This is a genomic window from Christiangramia oceanisediminis (assembly GCF_022570735.2).
Taxonomy (GTDB): Bacteria; Bacteroidota; Bacteroidia; order Flavobacteriales; family Flavobacteriaceae; genus Christiangramia; species Christiangramia oceanisediminis.
The window spans coordinates 910,537-928,995 of sequence record NZ_JANCNS010000003.1; the positions used below are offsets into that span (position 1 = coordinate 910,537).

Genomic DNA, 18,459 nt, shown 5'->3' on the forward strand with positions numbered 1-18,459 from the left:
TTTGCAGCAAATATAAAAAACTGAAGAGGCTATATTCCGAATTTGGCAAAATTTTCAGGGTTCATAAACCCTTCCTGAAGAATGGTCCATTCGGGCCCCGGTAACCGAGCTCAGCACATTGATCTCCTTGCGCAATTTAAGCACTCCCAGAAGGGTAAAAACAAGGGCTTCCTTGAAGTCAACCAACTCCTTTTCTGGGATCACGAGTTCGCACTTGGTCCTGGATTGTAGTTCTTCTATAAGATATCCATTGAAACTTCCTCCGCCGGTGACAAGAATCTTCGAAGCTGGAGCATTATCAAGACAGGCCGCGATCTGATCTGCGACATGAATGGTGAAGGTCTTTAGAATATCCCGAATTTCAAGTGATTTACTTTCGATCAATGGGAAGATTTCCTTATTCACCCATTCTATCCCGAGGGATTTTGGTGCTTCCTTTTTATAAAACCGAAGCGCATTTAATTGGTTCAACAGCTCCCGATCCAGTTTTCCTGACCTGGCCATTTCACCATCCTCGTCATATTCCTTGCCGATCTTACGGGTATAAAAATTGAGAACCGTATTTACGGGGCAAATATCGTAAGCTATGCGCTGGTCACTTTTTTCCAGCGAAATATTGGCAAAACCTCCCAGGTTAATGCAGTATTTAAAATCACCAAACAGGAGCCTGTCCCCTATTGGGACCAAAGGAGCGCCCTGACCACCTAATTCCACATCCTGCACCCTGAAATCACAAACAACCGGAACATTCACCAGTTTGGCCAACTTGGGCCTGTTCCCAATTTGAAAGGTCACTCCCTGTTTAGGCCGGTGTTTAACGGTATGGCCGTGACTGCAAACCGCATCCAGCAGATCAATATCATGCTTTTGAATAAAGTCATTGATCACCTCTGAAAGAAAGATACTGTATTCATTATCCAGTTCGGTGAGTTCTTCAGAAGGCAAATCGATGGCTTTCTCCAGTTTTTCGCGCCACTCTTTATTATAGGAAATGGTTTCGGAAGCCAGAATGGAATAGCTAATCGAATCTTTAAAATCGATCTCAGTAAAAACAAGGTCGATCCCATCAAGGGAAGTTCCAGACATAACACCAATTAGCCTGTAGGTCAATTTTTCCATATTCGTAAAAATACTCAATATCAATTGAAAAATAGGTATCAAAAAGCTATCTTTGCCGTCCAAAAATCAGTTTTTTACAAATTTCTTTTCAGATGGATTTTAAATTTACCGAAGAACATATCATGATACGCGATGCGGCAAGAGACTTCGCTAAAACCGAACTTTTGCCAGGGGTGATCGAGAGAGACGAAAAACAGGAATTCCCGAAGGAACTCATCAAGAAGATGGGAAATCTTGGATTTCTTGGAATGATGGCATCGCCTGAGTATGGTGGTGGCGGAATGGATACTATCTCTTATGTTCTAGCCATGGAAGAGCTTTCCAAAATAGACGCATCTGCTTCTGTTATGGTTTCTGTAAACAATTCACTGGTTTGCTGGGGTCTTGACACCTTCGGAACCGAAGAACAGAAGAAAAAATACCTTTCAAAATTAACAACTGGTGAGAAACTGGGCGCTTTTTGCCTTTCTGAACCGGAAGCAGGAAGTGATGCTACTTCACAAAGAACTACTGCTATAGATAAAGGTGATCACTATATCCTTAACGGAACCAAGAACTGGATCACCAACGGATCTTCTGCAGATTATTTTTTAGTGATCGCACAAACCGACAAGGAGAAAAAACATAAAGGGATCAATGCCTTTATCGTGGAAAAAGGATGGGAAGGTTTCGAAATAGGACCTAAGGAACAAAAGCTTGGTATCAGAGGTAGTGATACGCATTCTTTGAACTTCAACGATGTAAAGGTTCCGAAGGAGAATAGAATTGGTGAAGACGGGTTCGGATTCAAATTCGCTATGAAGACACTTTCCGGTGGACGAATCGGTATCGCCGCTCAGGCTTTAGGAATTGCTTCCGGAGCCTATGAACTCGCAAAAGATTATTCTAAGCAGCGCAAGGCTTTTGGAACCGAGATCTGCAATCACCAGGCTATCGCTTTCAAATTAGCCGACATGCACACCCAAATCGAAGCAGCCAGGCATCTGGTGATGAAAGCTGCCTGGGATAAAGATCAGGGTAACAACTATGATCTTTCAGGTGCCATGGCAAAATTACATGCTTCTCAAACCGCAATGGATGTAACCGTAGAAGCGGTTCAGGTTCACGGAGGTAATGGATATGTGAAGGAATACCACGTAGAAAGATTGATGAGAGATGCCAAGATCACGCAGATCTACGAAGGGACTTCTGAAATTCAGAAGATCGTTATTTCAAGAAGTATTCTAAAGGATTAATTTCCGTCGATATAATAAAACAAAAGAGCAGCCATCTGGCTGCTCTTTCTATTTTTAGTTAATAATTAATCTATTTCGCTGCGATGATCTTAGCAGTATACACCTCCCGATCTGTCTCCATCCTTACAATATAGATCTGGTTTGGTTTCGTTCTGAAATCTACACTGAAGGTTGAAACACTATCAGAATTGACCGCAGTATCGGTATAGGTTGTCAACAACCTACCATTTAGGTCAAATACCTGGATGGTCACATCTGAAGTATAATCGAACAGGTATCCAATGTTCAACACATCTCTGAATGGTACAGGTGCGATACTGAATAACGGCTCGCTTGGTTCAGAAAGAGATGTTTGTGTCAACTCGGTAGAACTCTTGGAAGGTCCATTCGAATTAATACATGTTTGCATACTACTAAACCTTTTGTGTAAGGTATAGTTCACAGGGACAGACTCTGATCTAATTTCAGAAATAAGATCTGGATCTTCGCTGGTACAGATATCAACGTGCGCAATAACATAGAAACTACCACTTACCTCAATTCCCTCTATAGTATAGTCGGTAACATAACCAATATTTCCATTCGGATTTTGAGGATATTGCCCTGGTGCAACGGTATACTCATAATTCTTACCTTTTTTCTTATAAGGTAATGGTTCACAACCTACATAGAGATGAACAGAACTCATGATATATCCCGGGTCGGCAAGAAACTGAACATCGATAGTTCCATCGCCATTATCATAGATATTTACTTCTCCTACTAATGCACCTTTGCTGATATCACACTGGCCTGCAGCTGCATAAAGATCTAAGGTATAATCTCCCGCAGACTCATAGTAATTGGTCCAACCCCATCTATTATCATTCGGAATAAGGTCTGGATACTGATCGAAACAACTTGAACTGCTTGCATCTTTAGCAAATGCGGTTTCGCAGGTGATACACTGTGGCTCGATTAAATCGGCCGGCGTAATAGCCGATAAACATCCATCAGGACTTTTTGCTATGACGTAGTAGCTACCTACAGCAATTCCTGAAATCAATCCACTTGTGGAATCATAATTCATATAAGCCGAACTAGGAACACTTGCGATATCATCAAAAGTAGCCTGATCAACCACCGCATATAAATAAGTTGGTACGTGATTCGTAATTTGAATGCTACCATAATAGGTAGTTCCATCAAAAGAATCACAGGTTGGACTATTTACCATTAATGTAACAACAGATGGTATATCTAATGGAACAGGTGTTGTGAACTCATAATCTGTTTCACAGAAGGTTGGCCCGGTCGTAGACCTGGCAGTTAACACATAGGTTGTATTATATTCGAGATCTTCGAAGGAACCAGTATAATCTGCAAATGATCCAGATTGTCCTTTAATCACCAACCTAAATTGCAAACCACTTGTATCGGAAGTGACCGCTATTGATGGCGCTCCTCCTAAACAGTCTAAAGGAGGCTGTTGGGTATCAAATGTTGGGTTTGGATTAATAGTAATGGTCAATTCTGCGTCGCTATCACAAGTATCAGAATTGGTTACTGTTGCATAGAAGGTATGATCTCCTACGGCAAGATCTCCGGTTTGAGTCACTACCATTGTACGCTCTGGATCACTATACCATACTACGGTATCTGCAGGACCTGCCCCGATGTCATCGTTATAATCACTCAAGGTGGTTTGTGACTGATCATCCTCACAGAAGGTATCACTCGCATTCTGAAGATCAGGCGCAGCATCAATGGTAATGGTCAATTCTGCATCGCTATCACAGGTATCAGAATTAGTTACGGTAGCATAGAAGGTATGATCTCCTACGGCCAGATCTCCCGTTTGGGTCACTACCATAGTACGTTCTGGATCGCTATACCATACTACGGTATCACTACCTCCAGCACCAATGTCACTATTATAATCACTCAGCGTGGTTTGTGACTGATCATCCTCACAGAAAGTATCTGTTATATTAATTAAAGAATTAGTATCGTTGATATAAATGGTCAGCTCTGCATCGCTATCGCAGGTGTCAGAATTCGTTACGGTAGCATAAAATGTATGTTCCCCTACCGCCAGATCTCCCGTTTGGGTCACCACCATAGTACGTTCTGGATCACTATACCATACAACGGTATCTCCAGGACCTGCCCCGATATCATCATTATAATCACTCAAGGTGGTTTGTGACTGATCATCCTCACAGAAGGTATCACTCGCATTCTCAAGATCAGGCGCTGCATCAATTGTAATGGTCAATTCTGCATCGCTATCGCAGGTATCAGAATTCGTTACGGTAGCATAGAAGGTATGTTCTCCTACGGCAAGGTCTCCCGTTTGGGTCACTACCATAGTACGTTCTGGATCACTATACCATACCACGGTATCTCCAGGATCTGCCCCGATATCATCATTATAATCACTCAAGGTGGTTTGTGACTGATCATCCTCACAGAAGGTATCACTCGCATTCTCAAGATCAGGCGCTGCATCAATTGTAATGGTCAATTCTGCATCGCTATCACAGGTGTCAGAATTCGTTACGGTAGCATAAAATGTATGTTCTCCTACGGCAAGGTCTCCCGTTTGGGTCACCACCATAGTACGTTCTGGATCACTATACCATACAACGGTATCTCCAGGATCTGCCCCGATGTCATCATTATAATCACTCAAAGTAGTTTGTGACTGATCATCCTCACAGAAGGTGTCACTCGCATTTTCAAGATCAGGCGCTGCATCAATTGTAATGGTCAATTCTGCATCGCTATCACAGGTATCAGAATTGGTTACGGTAGCATAGAAGGTATGTTCTCCTACGGCAAGGTCTCCCGTTTGAGTCACTACCATAGTACGTTCTGGATCACTATACCATACAACGGTATCTCCAGGATCTGCCCCGATGTCATCATTATAATCACTCAAGGTGGTTTGTGACTGATCATCCTCACAGAAGGTATCACTCGCATTCTCAAGATCAGGCGCAGCATCAATGGTAATGGTCAATTCTGCATCGCTATCGCAGGTATCTGAATTCGTTACGGTAGCATAGAAGGTATGTTCTCCTACCGCCAGATCTCCCGTTTGGGTCACCACCATAGTACGTTCTGGATCACTATACCATACCACGGTATCTCCAGGATCTGCCCCGATATCATCGTTATAATCACTCAAGGTGGTTTGTGACTGATCATCTTCACAGAAGGTATCACTCGCATTCTCAAGATCAGGCGCTGCATCAATGGTAATGGTCAATTCTGCATCGCTATCGCAGGTATCTGAATTAGTTACGGTAGCATAGAAGGTATGTTCTCCTACGGCAAGGTCTCCCGTTTGGGTCACTACCATAGTACGTTCTGGATCACTATACCATACAACGGTATCTCCAGGATCTGCCCCGATATCATCATTATAATCACTCAAGGTGGTTTGTGACTGATCATCCTCACAGAAGGTATCACTCGCATTCTCAAGATCAGGCGCTGCATCAATTGTAATGGTCAATTCTGCATCGCTATCACAGGTATCAGAATTGGTTACGGTAGCATAGAAGGTATGATCTCCTACGGCAAGATCTCCTGTCTGGGTTACTACCATTGTACGATCAGAATCACTATACCATACTACGGTATCTGCTGGGTCTGCACCGATATCACCGTTATAATCACTTAAAGTTGTTTGCGACTGAACATCCTCACAGAAGGTATCACTCGCATTCTGTAAAGATGGTGCATCTATAAAAGTAACCTCTGCTGTATCGGCTTCTGAGGTACAAGTCCCTATTCCTCCTACTCCACTACCTGTCACAGTAACAGAATAAGTGCCTTCCTCGGAAACGGAAATACTAGACCCTAATTCCCCTTCAATAACTACTCCATCCTTTTTCCATTCAAAAGTTAAAGGTGGGATACCCCCATCAACAGTGGCAGTTAGTGTTTGTGGGAACTGATCTTCACAATCTGTTATATCTTCAATGGTAACAGCTGGTTCCACATTAAAATTAGATCCAACAAAATCTTCTAAAATTGAAGTTAAAGAAAAGGAAGATCTGGTTTCAATTAGGAATGAAGAAAAGCACGCATTATTTAAGTTAAGACCTTCGATGTTTATAAACCCTTCAAAAAAACTGATTGGCGGCATCACATTGGGTGTAGGCTCACCTTTTCCAACATAAGGCCATGGGGTTGGAGCAGGCATACTATTTACAACCGCTGATAATAATTCTGGTTGAGGATTCTCTTCATCAACAATTTTAATTAAACTTTTTTCACTACTGGGAACTTCACCCCCGTTCGCTTCGCTTCCTCTCCATTCGTAGGCTGCAATTTTACCAACTGCCCCTCCATTAGTAATTTCGGCTACCACCAAAATATCACCAATTTCATGTTCCCCTTCAAAAGAACCTTCCAGTACGTTTATATCATCCTGAAAAAACCAAAAACCTATATTAGTTGAACCTTCATTGGAAAATCTATTTCCAAAGAAATAAATTCTTCCATCTATTAGAATAGCCCCCCCCTGTAGGATATTAGATTTGTCACTAGAGCTACCATCCTGTAGTTTATTCAACCAGCCTGAAATTGGTAAATGATCTTTAGTGGAGCCACCGGTAAAAATATCATCCGGTAAAACTCGATCATTAACAAGTCCGGTGGAAATACTACCTACTGGTAATCCAGAATTATTGTACACATCCTCCCAGTCTAATTTACCATCATCGTTAAGGACATTCCCATCTAAAAATCCATACGGATGTTGAGCATAACCCGTTTGGATTATAAAAACTCCTAAAATCAAAAGAAAAATTAATTTCCTGATAAAATTTTTGTTTTCAGATTCCCGGAAACCGTGATCCTGAATAGTAATTCTTTTCATAATTCTAAAATTTTAAGGTTAGGCCATAGACCAAGCCACCAGAAAAGTATTGGAGAGAAGGGGAGCCAATTATGTATATAGAATCTAACCTGGAATAAACCAGGGAAGGTGTTCAACGAACACCACGTCATCCGGGGGGAAGAAAAATTAAAACTTTGGAGCAAGTAAATCAGAGCGGTAATTACTACCAGCTTCTGTTAACTAACAATAAGTAACTAAGATTAGGGGGCCTAAAACAATTTTCGTTTGATCTAAACTGAAGTAAGGTATTTCAAATCAACATATTAAAATTAACTTTTTATTTTGAATAATAAGACCTAAAAGTTATCTCTGACAAAAAACAGGGGAAAACCCTTATTCCTGAAAAATGCCTGTTCGATCTTAAAGGATTCTCGTTTTTAAGCTTATAAATTCCTAAATTCTTAATATAAAAAGCTCTCATTATTAAATCCTAAAATCTTGATTTTAAAGTCCTTAATTTTTGCAGGATATCTTCGCTTTTCTTTATTTTTAAAAGAATAACTCAGAAGGAAAAACGTATGAGAATGAAAGAACAGGGACTCTACTCCCCTCAGAATGAAAGGGATAATTGTGGAGCAGGATTTATTTGTAATTTAAAAGGAGAACGAAGCAATAAAATCATACATAACGCCATCGATATCCTGGTGAGACTGGAACACCGGGGTGCCGTTAGTGCCGATGGAAAAACCGGAGACGGAGCAGGGATCCTGATAGAAGTCCCTCATGATTTCTTTAAAAAAGTTTGTGACTTCGATTTACCCGAATTCCGGGAATATGCGGTTGGAATGGTTTTCCTGCCTAAAAATCAAAACCAGTCTGATCTTTGTAAACGCAGCTTCGAAGACGAAGTCAACAACCAGGGACTGGAGGTCCTTGGCTGGCGTAAAGTTCCGGTGAATCATTCCTGCCTGGGAAAAATGGCCAGTAGAGTAGAACCTGCTATAGAACAGGTCTTTGTGGCCAGGCCAGAAAATATGGATGACCGCACCTTCAATGCGAAGCTTTACTCGGCTCGAAAGATCGCTGAACATAGTATCGAAAATTCCGGTCTTGCTCAAAGTGATTATTTCTATTTTTCCAGTCTTTCAACTAATACCATAATATATAAAGGACTGTTGATGCCCCAGGATATCAACGATTATTATAAGGACCTGAACGATCCGGATCTTATCACCAAACTCGCGCTGGTACACCAGCGTTTCTCAACCAACACCTTCCCTACCTGGGACCTTGCGCAACCTTTCCGCTATATGTGCCATAACGGGGAGATCAATACGCTTCGCGGAAACCTGAGCCGGATGCGTGCGCGTGAAGAACTTTTTGAAAGTGAGATTTTTGGAGAGGATATCAAGAAGATCCTACCGGTTACTATGGAAGGAAAATCCGATTCGGCTTCCATGGATATGGCACTGGAAATCCTTTTACAAACAGGACGTTCTCTGCCCGAAGCCATTATGATGATGGTACCCGAAGCCTGGGAGAAGAATCCTTCCATGAACGATAAGAAAAAAGCATTTTACGAATATAATGCCTGTATCATGGAACCCTGGGACGGACCCGCTTCCATTCCTTTTACCGACGGAAATTACATCGGTGCACTTTTAGACCGAAACGGCTTAAGGCCTTCCAGGTACACCGTTACCAAAGACGGTTATGTAGTAATGTCTTCTGAAACCGGGGTCCTGGATATAAAACCAGAAAATGTTTTGAAACACGGTAGGCTCGAACCCGGAAGAATGTTCCTGGTAGACATGATCGAAGGCCGAATCGTGGAGGATGAAGAAGTGAAGGAAAAGATCGTTTCAGAAAAACCTTACCGAAACTGGCTCGATGAAAATTTACTTCCTCTGGCCAATGTTCCGTATACCGGAAATAAAACCCCGGTGGAAGATATTCCTTATATCACCAGGCTGAAATTGTTCGGATATACATACGAAGATATTACCACCATCATTTCTCCGATGGCGTCGAAAGCCAAGGAAGCGATCGGCTCTATGGGAACCGATATTCCACTGGCAGTGCTTTCAGATAAGCCACAGCTGCTTTTCAATTATTTTAAGCAGCTATTCGCGCAGGTTACCAATCCGCCGCTTGATGGAATTCGGGAAGAGATCGTTACCGACATTAGTCTGTCGATTGGTGAAGACCTTAATTTATTTGATATTATCCCTGAGCAGGCCCGAAAATTAAAAATTCAGAATCCGGTTATCTCGAATGAAGACCTGGACAAAATAAAATACATCGATCAACCCGGCTTTAAGGCCAGGTCGATTTCCATGCTTTATGATGCCGATAAAGGCATGAACGGTCTTGAAGATAGGCTGGATGAAATGATCCTCGAGATCAATGATGCCGTTGATAATGGCTGCAATATCATTATCCTTTCAGACAGGAATGTGAATCCAGAACTGGCTCCAATCCCATCAATTCTGGCCTGCTCTTATGTGCATCATAGGGCTAAGGATTATAATAGAAGATCATCCTTCGGGATCGTGATAGAGTCTGCCGAACCTAGAGAGCCGCATCACTTTGCTGCTTTATTTGGATATGGCGCCAGCGCGATCAATCCGTATATGGTGAATGAAGTGATCTATGATCTTGTTGAAAGAAAGGAGATCGATGTTCAGGATCCTGAAGTGGCAGTTGAAAATTTCAATGTCGCCATCGGAAAAGGGATCGTGAAGATCATGAACAAAATTGGAATTTCAACGCTTCTCTCCTACCGCGGATCCCAGATCTTTGAGATCCTTGGATTGAATAAGAAATTCGTCAATAAATATTTCACCAATACACCAACCCGAATTGAAGGGATCGGACTTTATGAGGTTGAGAAGGAAATTCAGAAGCGCTACCAACACGCCTTCTTTCCACCTGAAACTGAAACCGACCTGGACCTGGAGATGGGCGGCGATTACCGCTGGAGACGTAATGGTGAACGCCATGTTTTCAATCCCGCCAGCGTAGCCAAGCTTCAGCAGGCAGTAAAGCAAAACTCTTACGCAACCTATACCGAATATTCTAAAATAATCAACGAGCAGAATGAAAAGCTCATGACCTTAAGAGGAATGTTCAAATTCAAGGACCTGAACCCTATTCCTATTGAGGAAGTAGAACCATGGACCGAAATCGTGAAAAGGTTCAAAACCGGTGCAATGTCTTTTGGGTCGATAAGCAAGGAAGCCCATGAAAACCTGGCCATTGCCATGAACCGTATCAAGGGAAAGAGCAATTCTGGGGAAGGTGGTGAAGATGCCGGTCGTTTTCAGAAAGACATCAACGGGAACTGGCGAAATTCTGCGATCAAACAGGTTGCTTCGGGAAGATTTGGTGTAAGTATCGATTATCTTACCAACGCCAGGGAAATTCAGATCAAAATGGCACAGGGAGCCAAGCCCGGAGAAGGCGGACAGCTTCCCGGCCCAAAAGTAAATCCAGATATTGCCAAAACAAGGAATTCAACGCCTTATGTTGGCTTGATCTCTCCTCCACCACACCACGATATTTATTCTATTGAGGATCTGGCTCAGCTGATCTTTGACCTGAAAAATGCAAATCGTGAAGCCAGGATTAATGTAAAACTGGTTTCAAAAGTTGGGGTAGGAACAATCGCCGCGGGTGTGGCAAAGGCCAAGGCAGATGTTGTGTTAATTTCAGGTTACGACGGAGGAACAGGAGCTTCCCCGCTCACTTCTCTGAGACATGCCGGATTACCCTGGGAACTGGGAATTGCCGAAGCACAACAAACCCTATTACTGAACAACCTTCGAAGCAGGATCGTGGTAGAATGCGATGGCCAGCTTAAAACTGGTCGCGATGTTGCCATTGCCTGTCTTCTGGGGGCGGAAGAATTCGGTTTTTCAACAGCCCCGCTAGTTGCTACCGGATGTATCATGATGCGAGCCTGCCATTTAAATACCTGCCCGGTTGGGATCGCAACCCAGGACCCGGAGCTTCGAAAGAACTTTAAAGGAACCCCAGAAAATGTGATCAATTTCATGTATTTCATCGCGCAGGAATTGCGGGAGATCATGGCACAATTAGGTTTCAGAACCATGAACGAGATGGTTGGCCAATGCCAGAAACTGGATATGAACCGTGCCATCAAGCATTACAAAGCCCAGGGCATCGATCTTTCCAATATTCTGCATAAACCGAATCTGAAGGATGGTGTTCCCCTGGCAAATACTGAAAAACAATTACACAACCTGGAAGGGGTGCTGGATTTTGAAATCCTGAAACAGGCGCACCCGGCTATTTATAGAAAAGAACCGGTCACGCTCGATTTCCCTATCAGTAATACCAATCGAACCACAGGTGCGATCATCAGCAATGAGATCTCCAAGATTCATGGTTCCATCGGTTTACCTAAAAATACGCTTACCCTGAACTTCAATGGTTCAGCCGGGCAAAGTTTTGGGGCCTTTGCAGCAAAAGGTTTAAACCTGAATATCGAAGGAAACTCTAATGATTACTTCGGAAAAGGACTTTCCGGGGCGATACTTTCCGTGAGAAAACCTAAAGAGGCAACCTTCAAATCCAATGAAAATATCATCATCGGGAATGTAGCGCTGTATGGAGCGATCACCGGAGAAGCCTATATTAACGGGATTGGAGGCGAACGCTTCTGTGTACGAAATTCAGGGGCAAAGGCCGTAATAGAAGGAATTGGTGACCATGGTTGTGAATATATGACCGGTGGTGTTGCCGTTATTTTAGGAAAGATCGGAAGGAATTTTGCCGCCGGGATGAGTGGAGGTACCGCTTATATCTATGATCCTAAGAACGACCTGGACCGAAACAATTTCAATATGGAAATGATCGAGTTCGAGGAAGCTTCCGAGGAAAACCTTCAGGAACTGGAAGAATTGATCGTGAATCATTACCAGTACACCGAAAGTGAAATAGCAAGGGAGATCCTGAACAACTGGGATGAAGAAAAGAAGAATTTCATTAAGGTAATGCCTACCGAATACAAGAAGGCACTACAGAAACTTGAAGAGAAAAAGAAAAAAGAAGAAGAGGTAGATCTTAAAACTGCATAAGAATGGGTGAATTAAGAGGATTTTTAGAATACGAACGCAAGGAAGAAGAAGATATAAAGCCCCAGGACAGGGTAAAGAATTATAAGGAATTTCATAAAGAGCTTCCTACCGAGGAATTACAGAAACAGGGCGGACGCTGTATGGATTGCGGCATTCCGTTTTGTCATAGCGGCTGCCCGCTGGGAAATTTGATCCCAGATTTCAATGACGCCGTTTATCGAAACGAGTGGCAAAAGGCTCTTAAAATTTTACATGCCACGAACAATTTTCCTGAATTTACGGGAAGACTTTGCCCGGCACCTTGCGAGTCGGCCTGTGTTTTAGGCATTATAGAGCCGCCTGTTGCCATTGAAATGATCGAGAAATACATCGTGGAGCGAGGCTTTAAAGAAGGCTGGGTAAAGCCCGAACCGCCCGCCCATCGCACCGATAAGAAGATTGCGGTTGTTGGTTCAGGACCTGCCGGATTAGCTGCTGCACAACAACTGAATCGCGCCGGACATCATGTGACCGTTTTTGAGCGTGATGCGAAAATCGGCGGATTGCTTCGATATGGCATTCCAGATTTCAAGATGGAAAAAAAGGTGATAGATCGCCGTTTAGAGCAAATGGAAGCTGAAGGGATCAAATTTCAACCCAATACCGAAGTTGGAAAAAATTACTCCATTGAAGAATTGAAAAGTTTCGATGCTGTTGTTTTATGTGGTGGAGCAACCGAAAGGCGAAAACTGCCAATTCCCGGCTCTGATGCCGAAGGCGTGGTACAGGCAATGGAATTTTTGAAACATAATAATGAAGCCGTAGATGGCCTTCATGAAGTTGAGGAAAGACTTAGCGCCAAAGGCAAGGATGTGATCGTGATTGGTGGTGGTGACACAGGATCAGATTGCGTGGGAACTTCTAACAGACATGGTGCAAAATCGGTTACCAATTTTGAGATCATGCCTCTTCCACCAGAAAAAAGATCTTCAGAAAATCCGTGGCCTTACTGGCCATTCACGCTGAAGACAAGTTCTTCTCACGAAGAGGGAGTGGAAAGGAACTGGAGCATACAAACAAAGGAATTTGTAAAAGATGAATCCGGAAAGTTAAAAGGCCTGAAAACGGTACAGGTAGAATGGATCAAAAAACCTGGCAAGAGACCTGAATTAAAAGAAATCCCGGAAACCGAAAAAGAGTGGCCCTGTGATCTTGCGTTGCTTTCTTTAGGCTTTACCGGACCTGAAAAAAGTCTGGGGGAACAGCTTGGTCTGGAAATAGATGAAAGAACAAATATCAAAGGAAAAAAGGATTACAGTACCAACTTAAAAAACATCTTTGTAGCCGGTGATATGAGAAGAGGCCAGTCATTGATAGTTTGGGCAATTTCTGAAGGACGCGAAGCCGCACATCATGTAGATAAGTTTCTTATGGGAAAATCGAAATTGCCAATTAAAGGTGAAGGTGATCTGCCAACTCCTTAACCTGTATAAGATAGTTTAAAGAATTGTTGTTATAAATAAGCCTTTCCGCAGTTACGGAAAGGCTTATTTATTTTTTCAGAGCTATTTATTTCTTTGAAGAGGCTTCCATTTCCTCAAAATATTTCTTCTGCAGCTCAAGAGTTCGGGTATCCTTCTTTATCGCCTTAAGCGCCTCTACGATATTGCCTACATGATGACTGGTAACAAGTTCCCCTAACTCTTTTGTTCCGGTTTCTCCTTTCCCGGCATAATGATTAGGGAACGAAGCGTACCACCAAATAGACCGGTAAACATTAGGAATTTCACTTAGCCTATCCTGGTCAACTCCAGATTCATTGGTCGCCCTTTCCTGCTTAACCAGTTCTGGCCGTAGATAAAGCAGTTCAGATGTTTCACGTTCCCCTCCGTGCATATCTCCAGATGCATCTGAGTTTCTCATTGCTGACAGTCGCTCCTGATATTCCTGGTCACTACCAGGATCATAAAAATATATTACATAGTCCCTGGGACTTTCCATTTGATTCTGAACGAAATATCGCAGCATATACGGGTTGCCACCATGAGTATTCACAATAAGTATTTTATTGAAACCATTTCTGGCAATCTCTTTACAGGTCTCTTCAAGTAATTTCATGGTCAAATCGCTGGGAAGTGAAAAAGTTCCCTGTATATGCTTGGCTTCGTTGACCTGCCCGTAGAAATAATCGGGGAAAACCACCGCATATTCCTCTGCGGCAGCCCTATCTGCCCATTGCCTCGCCCTGATAAGGTCTGAACCTATTGGACCATGCAATCCATGTTTTTCAAGAATTCCAATAGGCAGAATGATGGTTCTATTTGATTTTTCGATTGCTTCTGGCCAGTCACTGGCGGTTAGTTCATCCCACCTATGAGGAATATCCTGGGCAAATACGGAGAAGCTGATAAATAAAAAGAAGACAAGGTTTTTAAACATTTTCATAAGTTTAATTCAATTTGTAAATGCTTAAAATACAAATTATAACTAAAAACAAAGCCAGGTCATTCCTCGTTGGAATTGAATAGAAAAAATAAAGCAGTCAATTTTTGACTGCTTTTATACGTTTTAAATCCAAGACCTAAGAATAAATACTTTAAGAAATCAGCTCAAATGTTTGCTGTGCAATTTCCAGTTCCTCGTTCGTAGGAATTACGAAGATCTTTACTTTTGAGTCTTCAGCCTGGATCTCCCTGGATTTTTTACTCCGAATTTTATTTTTTTCCTCATTGATTTTGATTCCGAAGAAATCCATATCACTACACACCATTTTTCGAATCACATCGCTATTCTCCCCTATTCCTGCTGTGAAAACCAGGGCATCCACCCCGTTCATCGCCGCAGCATAGGCTCCAATATATTTTTTAATACGATAGGCATTCATTTCAAGTGCCAGCTGGCATTGCTTATCCCCATTTTCTGCCTGTTCTTCAATATCCCTCAGGTCGCTATAACCAGTTAGACCATACATTCCGCTTTTCTTATGCAACAAATCACTCACTTCCTGCGAGGTATAGCCCAGTTCATCTATCAGGTAAAAAATAACCGACTGGTCTATGTCTCCACTTCGGGTTCCCATAATGAGTCCATTCACCGGAGCAAAGCCCAATGAATGATCCAGGCTTTTTCCATCCTTTATTGCAGTCATACTGCAACCATTTCCCAGGTGGATACTGATGATCTTCGAATTCTCTTTCTGAAGCTGATCAATTGCCTTTTTTGTAACATACTTATGGCTGGTCCCATGAAATCCATAGAGTTGGATATGGTTCTCTTCATAGAGTTCATTTGGGATCGCATACTGGGCAGCCTTCCTGGGAATGCTCGTATGAAAAGAGGTGTCAAAAACAGCGATCTGCCTGGAATCTGGAAACAGTTCTTCGGCAACTTCAATACCTTTCAGATTAGCCGGATTATGCAAAGGAGCCAGTGAAAAATATTCCCTGATCTGTTGCTTTACTTGTGAATCGATCAAAATAGTTTTAGAAAATGCATTCCCACCGTGCACAACCCGATGGCCAACAGCAGCGATTTCCTCTCTATTCTTGATAACTCCTTTTTCGGAACTCATCAAATGGTCTGTAATCGCTTTTAATGAGACCGCATGGTCTTTGGCCTCTAGTTGTTCAGAAATCTTATTATTACCCGCCTTAAAATGAAGCATGGCATTATCAAGTCCGATTCGTTCCACCATCCCGGAAGCCAAGACTGCTTCAGAAGGCATTTGTATAAGTTGAAATTTTAAGGAAGAACTTCCCGAGTTTATGATTAAAATATTTTTCATTTTCAATTAAATTCCCTGTGCCTGAATGGCGGTTAGAATTACGGTATTATAAATATCGGCCACGGTACATCCACGGCTTAGATCGTTCACCGGTTTGTTAAGCCCCTGCAGCATCGGTCCAATTGCCAGTGCGCCAGTTTCTCTTTGAACGGCTTTATAAGTATTATTTCCTGTATTAAGATCCGGGAAGATCAGCACATTCGCCTGTCCTGCCACTTCTGAATCGGGTAATTTACTTTTACCAACGCTTAAATCCACGGCGGCGTCATACTGAATTGGGCCTTCCACCTTAAGGTCTGGTCGTCGTTCCTTAACGATCGTGGTAGCTGCTCGTACTCTATCCACATCGGCTCCCTTTCCTGAAGTTCCTGAGGAATAGGAAAGCATGGCTATCTTAGGTTCTATTCCGAAAGCCTTTGCGCTTTCAGCAGAAGAGATCGTGATCTCAGCCAGTTCTTCGGCAGTAGGATTCGGATTAATAGCGCAATCACCAAATACCGACACACGATCCTCCAGGCACATAAAAAATACGGAAGATACAACGGAAACATTTGGCTTGGTTTTTATGAACTGAAGCGCCGGCAATATGGTATGCTGGGTAGTATGGGCGGCTCCTGAAACCATTCCGTCTGCATGGCCTTTATAGATCATCATGGTTCCGAAATAGGACACATCGCTCATTCGGTCTTTGGCCATATCCATATTCACCCCCTTATGCTTTCTCAATTCATAAAAGGTTTCGGCATAATCCTTAAAATGAACTGAGCTTACAGGATCAATAATATTGATCTTGGAAAAGTCAAGATCCAGTTGGATCTTTGCAACGGTTTTCCTTATCTCATCTTCATTACCTAACAGAGTTAAATCTACCAGGTTCATATCAATTAGCCGTTTTGCTGCGGTAAGGATCCGGGGGTCGTTACCTTCGGGTAAAACTATATGCTTTTTGCTTTTCCTGGCGCGTTGTACCAGTCCATATTGAAACATCCTGGGCGTAATTCCCTTTGGTTTATAGTCGATTAGTTTTTCAACCAGGGAATCAAATGACACATAGCGCTCAAAGGTACTGATGGTGGTTTGTATCTTCTGAATACTATCAGCATAGATATTCGATTTAATATCTCCCACTTTATTAGTGACACTGAAGGTTCCATCTTCCACCGAAATGATCGGCACGATATCCGATAGTCCTTCGATCAGTTTTAATATCGATTCTTCCGGGGTTAATCCACCTGTGAGGATAATTCCTGAAATTCGTGGATAATTACTCGAAATATTAGCCTGTAACGCACCAAGTATAATATCTGCCCGATCCCCGGGAGTGATCACAAGGCTTTCATTTTTCAGAGTGGTAAGGTAGTTGCGCAATTGCATAGCGCCCACTCCAAAACTTCCACTCTGGTTATCCAGAAAATCCCCTCCAAACAGAACCTTTCCATTAAGGGCCTTTACGATCTCCTTCAGGGTTGGATTATCGAGCATAGGAATGAGTGGGATCGCAAAAACCCCAACTTCCTCTGGCAAAATACCACGCATATTCTTTTTAGCAGGCTCAAGATTCTCTTCAAAGATCTTGTTGCTCACCATGGCCATCACCTGAACTTCCTTATCTTTAAATGCCTGGTAGGCCATTTGCTGACTGCCCAGTAATTGCTCCCAGGTCTTATTCTGGCCACTCACCACGATAATCACAGGTATTCCCAGGTTTTTTGCAATAACCGTATTCACATCGAATTCGAATACATTCCCTTCTCCAGAAAAATCACTGCCCTCAACCAGGATAAAATCAAAATGTTCTTCCAGCATTTTGTATTTGGAAATAATAGTATCTATTATCTCTCCCGCTTTCCCTTCATTTCTTTTAAGGATCACTTCACTTCGGGTAAATGCGTACGTATCCTCATAAGGTATATTCAAATTAAAGTACGTGAGAATAGTATCGATATGATTATCTCTTTCTCCTTCTGAAGTATCATTAATTATTGGCCGAAAATATCCTACTTTCATCATTTTACCCAGAAGGGTACGCATTAGACCAAGGCTTATCATGGATTTACCGCTGTGGGATTCCAGCGTGGCAATGTAGATTCCTTTATTCATAGTGATAAATTGTACGGCAAAAATAAGGCTTATTGGAAAATGAGGCTTTTAAGCATTTATTAAAAGATGCTAAACATGATATGAATCATGCTTTTCCAGGCTAGGTAAGATGGAGAAAATGCATGTACGAGACTACTGTTGATCAAAGATTGAATAATTAGAAAGCCTTGTTCACTTTTCCCCAAAAAAAAACCCTCATCATAAGAATGATGAGGGTTTTCAAAAGGAAGGCGGCGACCTACTCTCCCACAATGAAAGCAGTACCATCGGCGCTAACGGGCTTAACTTCTCTGTTCGGAATGGGAA

The 18,459-nt window shown here is 42.4% G+C and carries 8 protein-coding genes and 1 rRNA gene; 3 read left to right on the top strand and 6 right to left on the bottom strand.

From position 1 onward, the window contains the following. Positions 1-54: 54 nt before the first annotated feature. Complete coding sequence (locus MKO06_RS17025) at positions 55-1,119, bottom strand: anhydro-N-acetylmuramic acid kinase (RefSeq protein ID WP_241552440.1); 1,065 nt, start codon at positions 1,117-1,119, stop codon at positions 55-57. 92 nt (positions 1,120-1,211) lie between these two features. On the opposite strand from MKO06_RS17025, the gene MKO06_RS17030 reads away from it, so the two are divergent. Then, positions 1,212-2,354: an acyl-CoA dehydrogenase gene (locus tag MKO06_RS17030; protein ID WP_241552441.1), complete on the top strand. Its 1,143-nt coding sequence runs from the start codon at positions 1,212-1,214 to the stop codon at positions 2,352-2,354. A 70-nt stretch (positions 2,355-2,424) separates the two neighbouring features. Here MKO06_RS17030 and MKO06_RS17035 read toward each other — a convergent pair whose 3' ends face one another. After that, positions 2,425-7,227, bottom strand: a complete 4,803-nt coding sequence (locus MKO06_RS17035) for a T9SS type A sorting domain-containing protein (protein WP_241552442.1) — start codon at positions 7,225-7,227, stop codon at positions 2,425-2,427. A gap of 539 nt (positions 7,228-7,766) precedes the next feature. Between MKO06_RS17035 and gltB the strand changes: the two genes are divergently transcribed. Together gltB and MKO06_RS17045 are read left to right on the top strand one after the other, a co-directional pair. Beyond that, on the top strand, positions 7,767-12,290 hold the full coding sequence (gene gltB / locus MKO06_RS17040; protein ID WP_241552443.1) for a glutamate synthase large subunit: 4,524 nt from the start codon (positions 7,767-7,769) through the stop codon (positions 12,288-12,290). A gap of 2 nt (positions 12,291-12,292) precedes the next feature. Continuing rightward, positions 12,293-13,753, top strand: a complete 1,461-nt coding sequence (locus MKO06_RS17045) for a glutamate synthase subunit beta (protein ID WP_241552444.1) — start codon at positions 12,293-12,295, stop codon at positions 13,751-13,753. A gap of 85 nt (positions 13,754-13,838) precedes the next feature. Here MKO06_RS17045 and MKO06_RS17050 read toward each other — a convergent pair whose 3' ends face one another. The 4 genes from MKO06_RS17050 to rrf form a co-directional block, all read right to left on the bottom strand. Then, entirely contained in the window at positions 13,839-14,708 is an 870-nt protein-coding gene (locus tag MKO06_RS17050) for a creatininase family protein (RefSeq protein ID WP_241552445.1), read from the bottom strand. Positions 14,709-14,865: 157 nt separating this feature from the next. Continuing rightward, a complete protein-coding gene (locus MKO06_RS17055) occupies positions 14,866-16,053 on the bottom strand; it encodes an acetate/propionate family kinase (protein ID WP_241552446.1) in 1,188 nt (395 codons plus the stop codon). Positions 16,054-16,059: 6 nt separating this feature from the next. Continuing rightward, positions 16,060-18,153: a phosphate acetyltransferase gene (gene pta / locus MKO06_RS17060; protein WP_241552447.1), complete on the bottom strand. Its 2,094-nt coding sequence runs from the start codon at positions 18,151-18,153 to the stop codon at positions 16,060-16,062. 225 nt (positions 18,154-18,378) lie between these two features. Then, positions 18,379-18,459: ribosomal RNA gene (gene rrf, locus MKO06_RS17065) — 5S ribosomal RNA — on the bottom strand; the annotation flags it as partial.

Excerpts from the sequence above, each read along its gene's own strand:
- MKO06_RS17025 (WP_241552440.1), bottom strand. The coding sequence starts at position 1,119 with ATGGAAAAATTGACCTACAGGCTAATTGGTGTTATGTCTGGAACTTCC.
- MKO06_RS17030 (WP_241552441.1), top strand. The coding sequence starts at position 1,212 with ATGGATTTTAAATTTACCGAAGAACATATCATGATACGCGATGCGGCA.
- MKO06_RS17055 (WP_241552446.1), bottom strand. The coding sequence starts at position 16,053 with ATGAAAAATATTTTAATCATAAACTCGGGAAGTTCTTCCTTAAAATTT.
- MKO06_RS17035 (WP_241552442.1), bottom strand. The coding sequence starts at position 7,227 with ATGAAAAGAATTACTATTCAGGATCACGGTTTCCGGGAATCTGAAAAC.
- MKO06_RS17045 (WP_241552444.1), top strand. The coding sequence starts at position 12,293 with ATGGGTGAATTAAGAGGATTTTTAGAATACGAACGCAAGGAAGAAGAA.
- MKO06_RS17050 (WP_241552445.1), bottom strand. The coding sequence starts at position 14,708 with ATGTTTAAAAACCTTGTCTTCTTTTTATTTATCAGCTTCTCCGTATTT.
- gltB (WP_241552443.1), top strand. The coding sequence starts at position 7,767 with ATGAGAATGAAAGAACAGGGACTCTACTCCCCTCAGAATGAAAGGGAT.
- pta (WP_241552447.1), bottom strand. The coding sequence starts at position 18,153 with ATGAATAAAGGAATCTACATTGCCACGCTGGAATCCCACAGCGGTAAA.